Raw genomic sequence first — 15,384 nt, 5'->3', positions numbered from 1 at the left:
GGTGTCGCCGGCGCCTACCTCGCCGAGCGGGGAGCGTCTCCCTGGGCGGGCAGCTGCAGCAGGCCGCCGTCGAAGGCCAGGTGGAACATGGCGCCCAGGCGTACGGCCGCGAGCCGGGGTCGACCGTGGCGGGCGTCGAAGCGTCCGGACATACCGCGGACCTCCAGCAGGCGGCCCAGGGCGGCGTGGGTGTGGCCCAGCAGGTAGGAGGTCAGGGCCGTCTGGTCGGTGAGCAGCTTGGCCACCCGCGGCCCTCGTGCTTCAGGTCCTCCCGTATCTCCGCCGCGAGGTCGCTGACCGGCACTGAAGGCCGCATCGATGGCCGCGCGCGCGTAGATACCAGGCCCGGACTGCTCGTCACTTGGCGGGTTGGATACGGAGGACGGCAGCGGTGTCGAGGATCTTGACGACCCTCAGGCTCATGGCGTCGTTGATGGTCGCCATGGTTCCCCGGGAGCAACTCAACCGGACACCGCCGCCGCCCTCCGACGACACGCCACCGCCACCATTACAGCCCGAAATGCTGAAGCCCGGCCCTGTCAGCGGCGCGACCATCTCCACCTCACCGCGAGCGATCGCCGTCACCCTGATCGGCCCGAGGCCGTACTCTTTCGGCACTGTCACGATGTCCCCCACGGCGACCTTGATCTCGCACGTCCCGTCAGCGCACGGCCCGGTCGGCGAGGGCGATGGCGTGGCCGTCTCTGTGGAAGTCGGCGCGGGGTCGGACGCCGGCGACCCGGAGCCGGACCTACGGGGCTGGTCCTCGGCGGGAAACACATTCGAAGAATCCGAGGAACACGATGTGAGAGCGGCGAACACGACCGCGACGGCCACGGCGACGGCGACGGCGACGGCGACGGCGACGGCGACGGCGACGGCGACGAACGACCTTCTGCGCATCATGGTCACCATGCAACCGCGCCGCGACCGGTAACGTCCACTGGTGGAGCTGGCGGAGCCAGTTCCTCCCTGCCCAAGATGGCCGGTGACGGACAGTTAAGGCGTCGGCATCAAGGATGGCGCCCGCCTGCGGCGGGCGATGAGTTCGGCGCCCGCGACGCGATGTCCGCGATGAAGGACATGCACCGCGCCACCACCTTCAGGGCCGGCAACGACAAGTCGATCGCCCGCCAGGAGTTCGGCACGATGGCCCGGCCGTCGACGAGTGCATCACCAAGGTCTCCGGCATCGACAAGATCGGCTCCCAGGTGGTCAAGCAGGAGAACACCGGCCTGGTCGCTCAGATGATCGCCGCCCTGTTAGCTCGTCTCACTGAAACCCACAGACTGACCAGGAAAGACGCCCCTCGCGGCAAACTGGCTAGGAGCTCTCATCGTGACCGTTCTCGAACGCACCCTTGCGAAGCCCTCAACGAGATCGTCATCCAGCTCGACCTCAGCGACGACGACGTCATCACGCCCGAGGCGTCGATGGCGGTGCTGAACCCTCTGATCGCCCTGTTTCAGGACCTGCCCATGAAGGACCGAAGAGCGCTCGGCACCGCGGGGAGCCTGATCCCGTCCTCTGCGACGATCGCTGCGAGGACCTCGGCAAGCAGTGTGGCTGTGAGCGATGGTTGGCGGAGCCGACGCCAGGCAGCTCGCAATCTGAGCCCACCGGCGCAGCCTGACAGAATCGTGACCCATGATCGACGATTTCGCGAAAGACAACCTGCACGGGAGACTGCGGCGGGACCGCAAGGCGCTGCTCTGGAAGCTCGACGGCTTGTCCGAACACGACGCCCGCCGACCTTTGACAGCGACCGGGACCAACCTCCTCGGCCTGGTCAAACACGTGGCCACCGTCGAGGCCAGATACTTCGGCGAGGTCTTCGACCGCCCTTCCCCGGAACCGCTGCCCCGGTGGCAGGACTCCGACGGCAGCGATCTGTGGGCGGCCGCGGACGAGACCCGCGATCAGATCACCGGGTTCTACCGGCGCACGTGGGGACACTCGGACGCGATGATCAACGATCTTCCCCTCGACGCCCTCGGCCACGTGCCGTGGTGGCCGGAGCCTTATGCCGACACGAACCTGTTCGCCATCATGGTCCATGTCCTCGGCGAGACCATCCGGCATGCCGGGCACGCCGATATCCTGCGCGAGGGCCTCGACGGCCGGACCGGGTTGCGCGCCGAACACGAGAAGCAGATCGACGAGGAAGCCCGTGCAGCCTACCGCGCGAAGATCGAACTGGCCGCCAGGGCGGCCGCACCGATCAAGGCTTGACCACAAGCGCGCCACCGTGGCCCCGCCAAGGGCGGGGCCACGGTTCACCTCCGCCCCCCACCAGCAAGATCACTTAAACGCCAGAGGTCGGAGTGCTGCGACGCGCCCTTGACGACCTCCAGGCGCTCTCCGCACGCTCGGCTCTTCTTGGGTCCGGGCTGCGTTCGGTCAACTTGGCCTACGTGGAAGAAGAGATCATCGTCCTCTGACCTGCTGGAAGGGTCCTCCAACCCTAGATAACCACCGCCAACTGGGCGACGTGGGGCTCGACGCCGACGTCCTGCGCGCCGCTGGCCGGGTCGGCGGGCTTGACCAGGGCGTGCACGACCGGGCCGGTGTAGGCGACCTGCAGGAAGGAGGACTTGCAGGTGGGGCAGACCGGCGCCCTGCTGCCCGTCGGCAGCCGCTCGCCGAGGCCGCGGTCACCGCCTGGCGGCGGCACCTGATCGACGGCCGGGCCGCGCCCGACACCATCAACCAGGGGATCGCCGCGCTCACCCTCATGTACGCCCAAATATGGCTGCGCATCGACGTCAAACGCGCCACCGTCCGCAAACCGGTGAACCCGACGCCCTCACCACCGCCGAGCAGGGCGCCGTCGAACGCGCCGCCGCCCGCCGCGGCGTCCGCGACGCGGCGATCATCGCCGTCCTACTGTACGCCGGAGCCTGCGAGGAGGAGTGCGCGCGGGTGGAGGTCGACGATATCGCGATCACCGCCCGCACCGGCACGGTCCGCCTGCACGGCAAGGGCGACCAAGTGCGCACGGTCCCGATCCCACCGACCGCCCGGGCCCGTATCTCAGCCTGGCTCGACATCCGCGGCGCCAACCCGGTCCGTCGTGGACCGGCCAGCGCGGAGCCCTTGACCATCTCCGGGATCGTGCAGGTTGTGCTGGCCGTCGGCGACGACGCCAGCTCCCCGGCCTGCGCCCCCATCGGCTCCGCCATATCTACGCCACCCGGCTGCGCGAAGGCGGTGCCGACGTCGCTCAGGTCCAGGCCCTTCTCGGCCACGCTTCCTCGACACCTCGGCTCGGTATTTCCGCGCCGGCACAGCCGAGCAAGCCGCCGTTCGACTGGCACGTTCCCACGGTCTTCTACGGGATCGTAGTCATGTCCGCGTCTCGAAACGGAGTGCGCCGCGCAGCAGGGGGCAGGCCGCCAGGGCGACGAGCGCCGCGGTGAGCACTCCGACGCCTGCCATGGCCACGGCCCTGGCAACCGCCCAACCGAGCCACTGGACCTGGTAGACGTCCGACCCGGTCGAGATCACCACCGCGACACCGGAGACGGCCGCCACCACGCAGACCGGCAGCGCGGCAATGACCGCCTGTCGCACGAGCACCCCGCCCAGCGCCCGCTCCGGTACGCCGGAGGCGGCCAGCGCGGCGAACGAGCGGCGAAGGTCGATCAGCTCCTCCGCCTGGTGCACCACCAGAGCGGCCGCCGAGGTCACCAGGGCGACCAGGAGCGCGACGTCCACCAGCGCGTGGGCTTGGGAGTAGCCGACACTGGCCTGCTGGGCGCCGGCTCCCGCGCCGAAGAACACGGTCAGGCTCACCACGGACAGGGCTCTGGCCCACGCCCGCGGGTCGGCCTCGACCAGGCGTGCCGCCAGCAGTGTCTCAGGTGACCGGGCCCGCCGGCCGGCGCGGCGGGCGTACACCCTGATCAGCCAGGTCGCGGCCAAAGTCACGCCGAACAGCAGCAGCACCAGCCCCGCTGCCATGGCGACCGCAGAGCCGTACTTGCCGACGACCGGGAAACTGCCCTTCACCACGGCGCCGAGAACGAAGAAGCCGACCCCTGCCACGAGGAGGAGCAGGTCTCGCACGCGTGGCCCCCGCACGCGTGTCCGACGGACCACTCCGAGCGGCGAGGCGACGACGTGCCGACCGGCGCGCGCCCCCGACAAGACCCCGCCGAGCGTCACCAAAGCCATCACCACCGGCACCTGAGGTAGCGGCCCGGCAAGATGGGTGACCACGTAGAGCGCGCTGCCGACGAGAGACCCGCCCAGTGCCAGCAAGCCTCCTTCCAGAGCGCCCAGCACTCGCACGTCAGCCGGCGTCGCCCCCGCCAGCCGCAAGACGGCCAGCCGCCGCTCCCTGGTGGCCGAGGCCAGCCGGTTGGCCTGGTGGACCAGACCTGCGACCGGCACGGCCAGCAGGGCCAGGCCGAGCCCGGTCAGCGAGCCGCCCTCGTCCCGGTAATCCGCCAGGCTGACGGCCGTGCAGACCAGGAACGTCGCCACCGCCGCGCCCGCGACGACCAGCCTGGCGCGTACCCGCTCAGCCCGCGAGCGTCCCCTGTTCAACATCCGCAATACGGCGATCACCGGTTCGCCCCTGCCAGCACCGCTCCGTCGCGCAGAACGATCTCCCGGTCGGCGTAGGCAGCCACTCGGTTGTCGTGGGTGACCAGGACGACGGCGGTACGGCTGGCGCGCGCCGCGCCGAGCAGTGCGCTCATCACCTGCTCGCCACCGAGCGTGTCCAGCGCTCCGGTGGGTTCGTCGGCGAAGACCACGCGCGGACCGGTCACCAGCGCCCGCGCGACGGCCACCCGCTGCCGCTGCCCCCCGGACAGCTCACCGGTGCGCTGGTCGGCGCAGTCGGACACCTCCAGCCGGGCCAGCCACTGCGCCGCGGCGGTCATCGCCTCCTGCCTGCCGTGCCGGTTGAACAGCATCGGCAACGCGACGTTCTCCACCGCGGTCAGCTCGGGCACCAGCTCACCGAACTGGAAGACGACGCCGAAGCTCTCGCGCCGTAATCTGGTCAGCTCCGCCTCGGCAAGCGTGTCGATCCGCCGGCCGTCCAGGACGACCTCGCCGGACTCCGGCCGCAGGACCCCTGCCAGGCAGTGCAGCAGCGTTGACTTGCCCGCGCCGCTCGGTCCCGTAATGGCGACGATCTCACCCTCCGCGATCTCCAGGCAGACACCGGTCAACGCCCTGGTCTGGCCGAACGATTTGCCCAGGCCCCTGGCCTCAAGCATTGCTGTCCTCCTTCATCCGGGCGAGCGCAGTCTCGATCCAGCGCAGGTCGGCGTCAAGGTGCTGCAGCGCGTAGTCGGCCGCCAGCACCTGGGCGGGCGCGCCGGATGCCTTCTCGGCGGTCAGCTCCCGCATGCGGGCCAGGTGCGCCTCGCGTTGCCGCAGGAGATAGCCGTCGGCGGCCCTCCCCGCGACGGCGACCCGGGCGAACAGCGGGCTGGCGACGTATGGCGCCGACGGCTCGACGGTGTTCAGCCACTGCTCCAGCTCCGCCTGGCCGCTGTCGGTGATCGCGTACAGGGTGCGCTCGGGTCCGCCCTCCTGCTGTGTCTCGGCGACCTCTGCCAGGCCGTCGCGTTCCAGGCGTTGCAGCGTGGCATAGACCTGTCCGTACGCCAGCGGCTTGGCGCCGGCGAGACGGTGATCGTGCTCCTTCTTGAGCTCGTAACCGTGCTTCGGGCGCTCGGCGAGGAAGCCGAGTAGCACATGACCGGTCGACATGATCGCGACTATACGTTCAATGAATAGTTGCGGACAACGGCTGGTCCCGCGCCCGCTTCGTCTCCACCCACCCTTGGGCGACAGTCACCGGCAGGCGGGGGCCGCAACGACTCCGCCAACCGCGAGGTTCCCGGAACGCACCGTCTCACCGGAACCCAAGTAGCCACAGGTCAGACCTGAGTCCGCTGGATTTCCGCCGTTTGCTACGGGGACCCGCGGATTTCCCAGAGTTCAGGCGAACTGAAGGGTCTTCAGGATGAACCTATGGGTCTTCAGCTTTCATAGGGCGTCTGGATCCTTGGGTTCGTCTCGACTGGCGGGGTCTTGTTCCTCGATCATGGTCGCGAGGAGGGCTCGGGCGTTCTCGGCGTAGCGGATGGCGGTCTTGGGGTCCAGGCCGAAGACGGCGGCGAGGTGGAGCGGGTCGGGGCCGTGCGTGAGGGTTTCTTCGAGTTGTCGGTCGACGCGTAGGCGTTCGAGGGTCACGGCCTGGCCACGTAGCCGGGTCTTGGCGAAGTGGATGGTGCTGATCGGGCCCGTTCCGTGGGCGCTCATCTGGTTGATGAGCAGGTGCGGGTTGGCGGTGCTGGGCCAGCGGGTGCGGCGGAACTTCAGCCATTCGAGCAGGATCTGGTGGGTGAAGTCGTCGATCGGCCGGGGGCGTCCGGCGATGGTGAGCCGGCGGTTGCCCAGGTTGACGTCCTCCAGCAGCAGGGCGCGGATCGCGCCGGGGCGGGCGGCGTGGACGGCGGCGAGCATGAGGGCGAGCCGGGCCGCCAGGGTGGTGGCCGCTTGGACAGCCTGGTCGACGTCGTCCGGGGTGAGTGGCTGCGCGAGGCGGTAGGGCTGCTGGCCGACTTTGATGCCGCGGGTGGGGTTGCGGAAGATCTTCCCGGTCTTCCTGCAGAAGGTGAACAGCGAGCGCAGCGAGATCAGCAGTCGGATCCGATGTGAGCCGGTCAGGTCGTCCAGGGCGGCCAGAACGTCCTCCCGGGTGACCTCGCGCAGGTGGTCATAGCGCTGTGACCATCGATCCCGACTTCCACGACGCTCTCGAGCGCGCCACCTCGCGCGGCATGTACATCGCCTCCACCGTGGTCACCTCCGCGATCGACGTGCTGACCGCCGCCATCGGGCTCGTTGCCGTGGCCGGGGTCCTGGGCGTGCTGCATCCTGTCCTGCTGCCGCTCCTGATGCTGGCCGTCCTGCCTGATGCGTGGGCCGCGGTCCGCGCCGCCCGCATGCGCTACACCACCGAGTACGCCCTGATTCCGGTGCGCCGCCGCAAATGGATCGTCGGCAGGCTGCTGGCCGAACGTGACTCCGCCGCCGAGGTCCGCGCGTTCACCACGCGGGGCTTCCTGCTGCGCATACATTTTGCCGAACGATCGCGGTGTAAGAATCGTCCCGACCTGGGGCTTCACGTCGCGAGCATGTCTGCGACGTCAGCTCACAAGTTGTGTCCGATCCGTTGAGAAGCCCCCACGGGACATGTCCGCGGCGGCGGCGAGGTGGTCGTGCAGGGCTGCGTGGCGGAACTGATGAACGGGGCCGACGGCACGCAGCAGCCCCAAGCGGTGGGCGTCGTCGAGGAAGTCCATGATGCGCCAGGGAAGCCGGCGTTGGAGGGCTAGCCGGGCGATCGCGATGGTGCAGACCAGCCACGCATGGTGGTTGCCCATCACGACCCCGGCCCCGAGCCCGAACACGAGCCCGAGCACGAGCACGCCTCCGAGCCCGTCTACGAGCCCGAACACGAGCGAGAACATGAGCCAGAACATGAGCCCGCCTCCGAGCCCGAACACAAGCATTCGCAGAAGGGCGAGTGCTCTGTCGGCTCGCCAACTGGAGCGGGGTGTGCTGATCGATTCGAGCGTGGGTTGTTCCGCCCAGGTGATCAGCCCGGATGCCAGTATGCTCCCGAGCCAGGCGGTGATTCCGAGCGTGAGCCCGGTCACGGCAGGGAACGTGATCCCGAACACGAGCCCGACCGTGAGCCCGACCGTGAGCCCGACCGTGAGTCTGAACACGAGGGTGCCTTTAATAGAGCGGAAGAAAGAGGATGTTCGTCCGCGCAGGCGCAGGGCTGCATAGCCGGGTTTTTCGTTGACCCAGGACCTGGCGCGCACAAGCCCGAACACGAGCCCGAACACGAGCCCGAACACGTCTGTGAGCCAGAACGTGATCCCGGCCTCGAGCCCGAACGCGAGCCCGAACGTGAGCCAGAACGTGAGCCCGAACGTGATCCCATATGCGATCCCAACCGCGAGCCCCACTGCTGACTGGATGTGGGGTGTGGTGCGGGCGATGTGCCACCAGGTGATGTCGCGGGTGGTGGCGGGGGGAAAGGCGTGGGCCAGGTAGGTGAGGTGGCGACGTGTGGTGTCGGGGTCGAGCCGGTGCCGGGGCCGGAAGTGGTCGGCGGGGTCGGTGCTGGGGGGGCGGGCGGCGATGACGGCGGGGATGACGTGGTCGAGCAGGTGGGTGCGTAGCGCGTCGGCCTCGGCGCCGAGCGGGCCGGTCAGGGGGGCGGGGTCGGTGCCGGGGGTGACGTAGACGGTGCGGATCAGCCACAGTCCCAGCGGGGTGGCGGCGAGCCGGGTCAGGCCAGGCACGGTGTCGGAGCGCAGCGCGGCCAGGGTCTGCGTCCAGGCCTGGGTCGGGGAGGCGGGCAGGCAGGCGGTCAGGTAGTCAGCGGCGGTGCGCGGGGGAAGGGGTTGGGGGACGATGACCGCAGCGGCGGTGAGCGGTCGGCCGGTTTCGTGGATGGCGGTGGTGAACTCGGTGCGGCGGCTGGTGAGGATGAGCTGGTCTTGGGCGGTGAGCGAGGCGTTGAGCGCGGCGATCACCTGGGCGCGGGCGGGGGCGGGGATTTCGTCCAGGCCGTCCAGAACGGGCAGGATGTGGCCGCCGTCGGTCAGCGCGGCGGCGGCGCCTGGGCCGAGCTGGGAGGCTTTCAGGGCCGGGTAGTCCTGGGTCAGGCGGATGGCGAGCCAGTCCTGCAGCCGGGGATGGGCACTGGTGTCCCAGCCGGAGACCGGCAGCAGCACCGGCACTGGCACGACCTCCCGTTCACCGGCGGCGGCTTGGTCGGCCGCGCGAGTGGCCAGCAGCTGCAGCAGCAGCTGGATTGCCAAGGTGGTCTTGCCCATGCCCGCGCCGCCGGTGATGACCAGCCGCCGCCTGGCCAGAGCACGGAAGGCGTCAGCCAGGGCCGCGGTGTCGTCGCTGCGGCCGGTCAGGGTCAGCTTGGCCTCGGTGGTGATCAGGCGGGGCTGGCTCATCACCGTCTCGTCGGCGATGAGCTGCCAGCGCACCGGGATCGGTTCAGGGTCGTCCAGCAGCCGGTGGCGGGCTTCGGTGCGCCACTGCTGCTCCACCAGACCGGCCAGCACGTGCGCGGCGGTGTCCACGGCGCTGCGCGTGTCGGTGCTGGCATCGGCGCGGATGGTTGCGGAGCGGCGGGCCCAGACCACCACTGTGCCCGCCAGTGTGGCGGCCGCTAGCATCACGGCGGCAAGATCGGCCCGGTTGACCGGGTCTTCTGGATCCAAGACCCGCCAGACCCCAGCTACCACCGTGCCTGCCGCCAGGGCCGTTAGCGCGGCGAAGAGGACTCGCCAGCCGATCTTGCGTCTGTTCACGCCGATATCTTCGCCTTTGCCGGGCGATCTGGCGGTAATTGCACGCGAATTCGTGGCGAGTTGGTCGCTGTCATTGAGGGCTGTCGTGCTGGTCTCATTATCGGCAGGGTGAAAGGCCGGGTGCGGCCGATCACGATGCCGAGCTGACGAGACTCGCGACCTGCTGCCGGATCGCGGTGATGTTCTCTGGGGTGAGTCCAGTTGCGCCGTCTGTCGGCGAGGCCGGTCCGGTGATGACGACGGGCCCGAACAGGCCGAAACGAACGCCGTGCTGCTGGGCGAGGGCGGTGGCGTAGGGATTGAGGGGCTGGTTGTTGGCGCGCCCGTTCTCATCCACCCACATATCCCAGCGGTTAGTGACAGCCAGCGGCTCGACCGCCGCGGCAGCGATGAGGCCGCGGATCGCCGCGCCGGTCCGACCTCGTTTGGGCAGGTGGAAGTGGACCTCGGTCACCTGTCCGTCCAGGTCGATCTTGAGGGCTCTCAAGAGCGCCTTCGGCGTTGAGCGCGCGGTCCTTCCAGGGGCTGGCCTGTTCTGCAGGCTGCCCCCGGTTGGTGGCTGTTGAGATGGGCTCGCCCGCAGCGGCGGCTTCGGCGAGGAGCTTCTTGGCCTCCGCGTTCTGATAGAGGAACGTCCGAGAGACATCGGCCCAGCGCGCGACTATAGCCGTTTTGATCGGGAGCTTGTCGCGGCCCATCTGGCGGAGTGTGTCGCGGACACGTTGAAGCATCCGTTCGGTGTTGTCGCGCCGGGCCTGGAGGGCGGCCTGAGTGCGGGCCTCGTCGCTGTTCATGCGGAACTCTCCTGGTCGATGAGGCCGGCCAGGTCGTTGGCTCGGAAGTTCATGCTCCAGATCCGCTGGAAGTAGTCCTGAGGCCGGCGCAGATCCAGGGCGAGCGCCTGGTCGAGGAGTCCAAGCCCGGACAGGGCCTTCTCGAGCCTCTGGATGGCGCGGGCGGTGGGTTCAAAGGCCTGGTGCAGCCAGTCGGCCATCTCGTCCGATGGAGCGCCATTGCTCCTGCTTGCGCCGCCAGTAGAGCAGGTCGGCGCCGGACAGGACGAACTTGTCGCAGTTGGTGCAGTCTTCTCTGAACTTGGGGCCGGTCCGTCCCCAAAGCCTCTGATCTGCAGCTCTCTGAAACCGAATCGGCGATGCCAGAGGAATCACAGCGAGATACTCCGGAGAGCGAGAGCCGCTCCGCCTGCCGCCTCAGTACTGTGACTTCGCATGACCGACACCGAGATTGAGATCACCGCAGACCTGGTCCGCGATCTGCTGCAGGAGCAACATCCAGACCTTGCAGGGCTGGCCATCCGCGAGGTGGCGGGCGGCTGGGGCAACCACATGTGGCGCCTCGGGGACGAGTTGGCCGTGCGCATGCAGCGCATGGACCCCACCCCGGAGCTCCAGCTCAAAGAGCGGCGGTGGTTACCCGTGCTGGCCCCGCGCCTGCCGCTCCCGGTGCCGACCCCGGTGCGGTTCGGCGAACCGTCCGAGCGCTTCCCCAAGCACTGGACCGTGATGACGTGGGTTCCCGGCGAGCCGCTGGACCACAGCTCGATCAGCCGCGGCGCCCACGCGGCCGACACGCTGGCGGGCTTCCTGCGGGCGCTCCATGTGGAGGCGCCCGCCGAGGCCCCGACCAGCTCGAACTTCGGCGCTCACCCCAAGAGGTGCACGGACGGCTTCGAGCAGTTCTTGCAGGGCATTGACCCCGACGCCGTCGGCGATGTCGGCGCCGTCCGGGCCGTCTGGGCCGATGCCGTCGCGGCCCCCGAATGGGAGGGCCCGTCGGTGTGGGTGCACGGCGACCTCCATCCCTCGAATGTCGTCGTCTCGGACGGAACGCTCTCGGGCGTGATCGATTTCGGTGTCTTGTTCGCCGGCGATCCCGCGTGGGACCTCGCCGCCGCATGGGTGCTGCTCCCCGCGGGCGCGGCCGCACGGTTCTTCGACGCGTACGCGCACGCGAACGAGGCGGCGATCCGGCGCGCCCGCGGGCTGGCAGTCTTGAAGAGCCTCTTCCTGATGCTCATGGGGCAGAACGGAGATCGGGGACTTCCCGGCGGGAAGCCGCACTGGGGGCCTGCAGGCCGGGCGGCACTTGATCGTGTCCTGAAGGGCGTTTGATGCACACTTCTTGAACTTGTTCTCGATCTTGGTTGAGGGCCATGCGGCAGCCCACCTTCGTGGGGTTCATCGATCACCGCGCGTGGTGGGGATGCCAAGGTCCACGGCCGTATGCTGCCCGTGGCCCCGATCGATTTGGCAGAGCTTCTCCTCGGCGCCAGCCAGGCTGACCTGGAGTCCTTCAACCTCGCCGAGCCAGCCTTCGCGTTCGGCCTCGGCAATGCGGGCGATGAGGTTGTCGCGAATCTCCTCGATGCGGATGCGTTGGGCAGGGTCCGGCCTGAGGAGTGAACATCTGACACAAGCGTGCTCATGAATACAAGGGGTGGAGAAGGCGCGGCCGCAGGTGCCGATGGACACCTTGCGTTTCTCGAAGTGCGCGAGGAAGGCGTCCCACTCCTGTTCGGTGGGGGTGCGGTACTCTTCGCTGGGTCGGGTGGCTCGGCGGCGGGCGATGAACGCCCTGTGCGCCTCGATCGTCTCGACCGGATAGATGGCCTTGTATCCGATCGTGGTGTCGATGTTCTTGTGGCCGCAGATGATCTGGGCGATGTGTGGTGGCAGGCCGTTCATGATGGCGTCGGTCACGAAGATGCGCCGGAAGTCGTGCGGCGTGTAATGCAGCGGGTCGCCGGCGGCGTCGGTGAGGCCGGTCGCGGCGAGTGCGTTGATGAGCAGGTTGCGGATTGCGTTGGGCGTGTGTGCCCGGGTCTCGCTGCCGATGGAGCGCTGGAACAACAGCGGCATGGGCGGGTTCCAGACCCGTTCCCGGACGTCGTAGGAGACGGTCAGCGGGACGGTGCCACCGGGTCCGCGGAGTCGGCTGATGATCGCGGACAAGACGTCGGCGAGCTCGGGGCTGACCAGGAGAAGTCTTTCCGTGTCGGTCTTGCTCGGGGCGATCTGCAGGAGCGGGACGAGCTCGCCGGTAGTGGGCAGGCGGTACTCGGTGATGCTGTGGTGGGTGAGCTCCAGGAGCTCCTCGCAGCGGATGCCTGTCAGCCTCAGCACCTCGATCGCGGCGAAGGCCCAGAACGCTTCTTCTTCCTCATAGGACAGGTTGCGGCGCCTGCCGGTGGCGGTGTCCTCCGCCCACACGTGCCTGCCGTTGGCCTTGGGCGCCACGGCCCGGCGGAGCGTTCCGTCGGTGCCCTCGATGATCCCCCCGGGCGGTGTCGCCACGGCGGCCTGCAGCTGGCCGCCCGTCGCGGTCTTGCGCTCGGCGGCGGTGCGGGTGAGCACGGGCAGAACGGGAAGACGCTCCCGAGCCTCTGCCGTGCGCACCCTGACATGCGCACGATCACCACGCCAGGACACGACGCCGCCGGCTGCCGACGTGGGCGGCGACCTCGCCCCTTTGCGGGCGGCTGGGGGACAAGCCCTACGCGGTCCTGGCCGCGGCCGCCGAGTATGAGCTGGAACTGCGCGCCGAGCGGCAGTCCGAGGGGAATCCCCGCCGCCAAACGCCGCCCGGCGCCCGGCGCGGTGGCGGGCCACCAGCGCACGAACTTCTGACCGTGGTGACTGAACTGCGCGAGCGCCGCATCAAGGTCGTCTCCCTCACTGAGAACTTTGATTGGACACCAAAGAAGGTCGCTTCATGTTTGGCCAGGTCGCTCAGCCGGGCACAGCGGGGTGGCGGCGCTCTTGCCCGCGCGCAGCCAGACCGCCACCGTCGGCCAGCTGGCCGGGTAGCGGTTCGTCGTCGGTACGCGGCAGTGTGTCGATGAGGTCGACGTCGGTACCGGGCACCTCGCCGCCGTCACGAGCCCGGCGATGTCGCCGACCGAGTCCACCAGCGGCGCGGGCGGCGGCAGCGGCTCGGCCCCCCGCCCGAACGCGCCGACCGCTCCCCCCGCCACCATGCCTGCCACCGTCCCCGCCCGAGCCCGCGAGCGTCGCGGTGCTCGGGCGCTGGGGGCTGGGGGCTGGCTCCGGGATGCCACACCGCGGTGGGCACGAGCACGCTGGTTCAGCCGGTCGCCCGGCCAGGCGCGGCCGCACTCCTGGCATCGGGTGCTCTTGCCGCTGACCGCGAGCGTCACCCCGTGCTCGGGGCAGACGCCCCAGGCAATGCCGCACGCGGCAGGCCCTCCCCGCGCCGCGGTGCCGCCGATTCGCTGATGTGCGGGGGCTGCGTCGACGTCTCGGTGCCATCGCGTGAGGTGCCCGGCGACCGGTGGCGCAGCCGCCCAGCACGGCGGGCGGCCAAAAGGACATCGCAGCCGGCCTGGCTGACCAGGTAGCGCATGGGCGTCGTGCCGGGGGCGGGCATCTCCAGCCAACCACGCTGCACGAGCGTGTCCCACCAGGCGCCGCCTGGTGGGACACGCCCCGGTCGGGCTGCCGGTCCGGGATCACGCGGATCTGCGCAGGATCGAACGGATCGCCGCAGACCTGACACGGCGCGCTCTCGTCGGTGCCGGTCACACTCGCCTCCGTGGGGGAAGGTCCATCGGTCCATCATCCGGGATTTTCGGCGACCGAGCGGAAGCCGATGGGGCTCAGCCCTCGGGGACGGCCATGCCTGCGCGTGGGAGACGGCTGGTGCGTCCCCGCCCAGAGGAGTTCGGCCGCCGATGGCGTCGCCGCCGTGCCGGGCCCGCAGTCATGCGACGTACTGGCGCAGGGCGCAGCCGTCGCTGATGCGGGTGGCCGGTTCCGGTCATCGGCCGTCCACCAGTTCGTACAGGCACCAACGCCACCCGTCGCGCCGAAGCCCCGGGTCGCCACGCAGCACCGCGTCGCCAGGCAGTTCCTGCTGCCGCCCGAGCAGGCCGGCAGGATAGAGGTAGACCTGGAAGGTGCGCTCACGCTCGGGCCCGGCGGCGTGGGCGGCGGTCCACAGGCGCATCGTGTTCCCGGCCGCGGTCATGGTCACCTGCAGGACCTCTCCCCTGAGCCGGATGCGGTGGGGCCGGTCGTCGATCGGGATCTCCACGTAGTGGACGCCCATCCTGTCCGGCAGCGGCACGACGGCCATCACCCGTTCCCGCCGGGTGCGTCACAAGTCCAGAGCACCAGCAGCAGGCGGGCCAGCCCCCGCTGCGGGTCGTCGGCCAGCATGAGGTGCCCCAGGGCCCAGTGCAGGTTGGCGACGAGGTCTCCCCACAGGCCGGCGTCGTTGAGAGCGATCACGGCGTGCGGGCCGAGCGTCAGTGCGGGCAGTGAGGGGCCGAAGCAGGACCGCGCCCAGTCGCGGAGGCGTTCCGGCGGCCGCGTCCCGGGCCGCGAGATCCGGCGTCCCGTCAGGCGCGCCGGACAACGCCGGCGGGAGCGCCCGGTCGATCCCGTCAACCCAGGCCGGTGCCGCGAGCGCGGCGTCGGACACGGCCTGGGCGCTGGCTTCCAGCAGCGCCCCGGTCAGGACGACATGGCCGCCGGGCTGGTAGCGGGCGCTGCCGTCGGCGCCGTCGGGCCAGTACCGTATCCACTCGCCTGGGCGCAGGATATTAGCGTTGGGCCTGGCCAGGAGGGGTGCCACCCGCGGGGCCAGATCGGCCAGGCCGGTCGGATCCTCCATGAGCAGCCGGCCTGGCCGAGGTGCCAGCGCCGAACGCGAAGGTGACGGGTGTCGGCGCCCGCAGGTCGCTCCCGAGCACGGGCAGCGAGGGTAGGCCACTGCGCCGTGGCGTCGCTGCTCACCGCCATCCCGCGTGCCGCGTCCCTGATCATGTCGTTCACGAGTACCACGCTCCTCGGTCCACGGTGCAGCCGTCTAGGACGATGGGCTGGCCTGCCAGTTCCATTCCCATAGACGTCAGTACCTGCTGCAGGGCACGAGAGTGATCGTGGGAGCCCGAGAGAGGGGCACTGGCGAGGGCGAGATCAAGAAAGGCGGCCCAGGGTCACGGGCGCCCAGGCCACTTGAGGGA

The 15,384-nt window shown here is 69.7% G+C and carries 19 protein-coding genes; 5 read left to right on the top strand and 14 right to left on the bottom strand.

Annotation, left to right across the window (positions count from 1 at the left end; all coding sequences use genetic code 11):
* Window positions 1-14: 14 nt before the first annotated feature.
* Window positions 15-245, bottom strand: coding sequence for a hypothetical protein (locus AB0J69_RS50155; RefSeq protein ID WP_364133362.1), 231 nt, complete (start codon window positions 243-245; stop codon window positions 15-17).
* Window positions 246-357: 112 nt separating this feature from the next.
* A complete protein-coding gene (locus AB0J69_RS50150; RefSeq protein WP_364133360.1) occupies window positions 358-915 on the bottom strand; it encodes a hypothetical protein in 558 nt (185 codons plus the stop codon).
* A 732-nt stretch (window positions 916-1,647) separates the two neighbouring features.
* Between AB0J69_RS50150 and AB0J69_RS50145 the strand changes: the two genes are divergently transcribed.
* Window positions 1,648-2,232, top strand: coding sequence for a DinB family protein (locus AB0J69_RS50145; RefSeq protein ID WP_364133358.1), 585 nt, complete (start codon window positions 1,648-1,650; stop codon window positions 2,230-2,232).
* A 232-nt stretch (window positions 2,233-2,464) separates the two neighbouring features.
* Here the strand turns inward: AB0J69_RS50145 and AB0J69_RS50140 are convergent, their stop codons facing one another.
* The gene (locus AB0J69_RS50140) at window positions 2,465-2,746 is read right to left on the bottom strand and encodes a hypothetical protein (RefSeq protein ID WP_364133356.1); all 282 of its coding nucleotides are present in this window, start codon (window positions 2,744-2,746) and stop codon (window positions 2,465-2,467) included.
* Window positions 2,747-2,912: 166 nt separating this feature from the next.
* Between AB0J69_RS50140 and AB0J69_RS50135 the strand changes: the two genes are divergently transcribed.
* Entirely contained in the window at window positions 2,913-3,419 is a 507-nt protein-coding gene (locus tag AB0J69_RS50135) for a tyrosine-type recombinase/integrase (RefSeq protein WP_364133354.1), read from the top strand.
* Here AB0J69_RS50135 and AB0J69_RS50130 read toward each other — a convergent pair.
* The 4 genes from AB0J69_RS50130 to AB0J69_RS50115 all read right to left on the bottom strand — a co-directional run bounded on the left by AB0J69_RS50130 (window position 3,346) and on the right by AB0J69_RS50115 (window position 6,492).
* The gene (locus AB0J69_RS50130) at window positions 3,346-4,554 is read right to left on the bottom strand and encodes a hypothetical protein (RefSeq protein WP_364133353.1); all 1,209 of its coding nucleotides are present in this window, start codon (window positions 4,552-4,554) and stop codon (window positions 3,346-3,348) included. The two genes, AB0J69_RS50135 and AB0J69_RS50130, sit on opposite strands and share 74 nt — an antisense overlap.
* Before the next feature lie 14 nt (window positions 4,555-4,568).
* Window positions 4,569-5,234, bottom strand: a complete 666-nt coding sequence (locus AB0J69_RS50125) for an ABC transporter ATP-binding protein (RefSeq protein ID WP_364133352.1) — start codon at window positions 5,232-5,234, stop codon at window positions 4,569-4,571.
* Entirely contained in the window at window positions 5,227-5,733 is a 507-nt protein-coding gene (locus tag AB0J69_RS50120; RefSeq protein WP_364133350.1) for a PadR family transcriptional regulator, read from the bottom strand. The genes AB0J69_RS50125 and AB0J69_RS50120 overlap by 8 nt, the downstream gene beginning before the upstream one ends.
* Before the next feature lie 279 nt (window positions 5,734-6,012).
* Complete coding sequence (locus tag AB0J69_RS50115) at window positions 6,013-6,492, bottom strand: hypothetical protein (RefSeq protein WP_364133349.1); 480 nt, start codon at window positions 6,490-6,492, stop codon at window positions 6,013-6,015.
* Between the two features lie 33 nt (window positions 6,493-6,525).
* On the opposite strand from AB0J69_RS50115, the gene AB0J69_RS50110 reads away from it, so the two are divergent.
* Complete coding sequence (locus tag AB0J69_RS50110) at window positions 6,526-6,687, top strand: hypothetical protein (protein WP_364133346.1); 162 nt, start codon at window positions 6,526-6,528, stop codon at window positions 6,685-6,687.
* A 68-nt stretch (window positions 6,688-6,755) separates the two neighbouring features.
* Complete coding sequence (locus tag AB0J69_RS50105) at window positions 6,756-7,208, top strand: hypothetical protein (protein WP_364133344.1); 453 nt, start codon at window positions 6,756-6,758, stop codon at window positions 7,206-7,208.
* Here the strand turns inward: AB0J69_RS50105 and AB0J69_RS50100 are convergent.
* The 3 genes from AB0J69_RS50100 to AB0J69_RS50090 form a co-directional block, all read right to left on the bottom strand.
* Window positions 7,179-9,377 (bottom strand): NACHT domain-containing protein, encoded by a 2,199-nt coding sequence (locus AB0J69_RS50100; protein WP_364133341.1) that lies wholly within the window; start codon window positions 9,375-9,377, stop codon window positions 7,179-7,181. The two genes, AB0J69_RS50105 and AB0J69_RS50100, sit on opposite strands and share 30 nt — an antisense overlap.
* 130 nt (window positions 9,378-9,507) lie before the next feature.
* Window positions 9,508-9,864 (bottom strand): hypothetical protein, encoded by a 357-nt coding sequence (locus AB0J69_RS50095; protein ID WP_364133339.1) that lies wholly within the window; start codon window positions 9,862-9,864, stop codon window positions 9,508-9,510.
* Window positions 9,865-10,167: 303 nt separating this feature from the next.
* Complete coding sequence (locus tag AB0J69_RS50090; RefSeq protein ID WP_364133337.1) at window positions 10,168-10,371, bottom strand: hypothetical protein; 204 nt, start codon at window positions 10,369-10,371, stop codon at window positions 10,168-10,170.
* Window positions 10,372-10,606: 235 nt separating this feature from the next.
* Here AB0J69_RS50090 and AB0J69_RS50085 point away from each other — a divergent pair, with 235 nt between their 5' ends.
* The gene (locus AB0J69_RS50085; RefSeq protein ID WP_364133335.1) at window positions 10,607-11,509 is read left to right on the top strand and encodes an aminoglycoside phosphotransferase family protein; all 903 of its coding nucleotides are present in this window, start codon (window positions 10,607-10,609) and stop codon (window positions 11,507-11,509) included.
* 66 nt (window positions 11,510-11,575) lie between these two features.
* On the opposite strand, the gene AB0J69_RS50080 is transcribed toward AB0J69_RS50085, so the two are convergent.
* The 4 genes from AB0J69_RS50080 to AB0J69_RS50065 form a co-directional block, all read right to left on the bottom strand.
* Window positions 11,576-12,751 carry a site-specific integrase gene (locus AB0J69_RS50080; RefSeq protein ID WP_364133333.1) on the bottom strand — a complete coding sequence of 392 codons (1,176 nt, stop codon included), beginning with the start codon at window positions 12,749-12,751 and terminating at the stop codon, window positions 11,576-11,578.
* Between the two features lie 356 nt (window positions 12,752-13,107).
* On the bottom strand, window positions 13,108-13,374 hold the full coding sequence (locus tag AB0J69_RS50075; RefSeq protein ID WP_364133332.1) for a hypothetical protein: 267 nt from the start codon (window positions 13,372-13,374) through the stop codon (window positions 13,108-13,110).
* Window positions 13,375-14,174: 800 nt separating this feature from the next.
* Window positions 14,175-14,492 (bottom strand): hypothetical protein, encoded by a 318-nt coding sequence (locus tag AB0J69_RS50070; RefSeq protein WP_364133330.1) that lies wholly within the window; start codon window positions 14,490-14,492, stop codon window positions 14,175-14,177.
* Window positions 14,492-14,806 (bottom strand): hypothetical protein, encoded by a 315-nt coding sequence (locus AB0J69_RS50065; protein ID WP_364133327.1) that lies wholly within the window; start codon window positions 14,804-14,806, stop codon window positions 14,492-14,494. Before AB0J69_RS50065 ends, AB0J69_RS50070 begins: the two co-directional genes overlap by 1 nt.
* Between the last annotated feature and the right edge of the window lie 578 nt (window positions 14,807-15,384).

Source organism: Nonomuraea sp. NPDC049709 (genome assembly GCF_040674815.1).
Classification (GTDB): Bacteria; Actinomycetota; Actinomycetes; order Streptosporangiales; family Streptosporangiaceae; genus Nonomuraea.
Note: the sequence above shows the minus strand (reverse complement) of the source record. Positions and strands in the feature narration are given on the sequence as shown.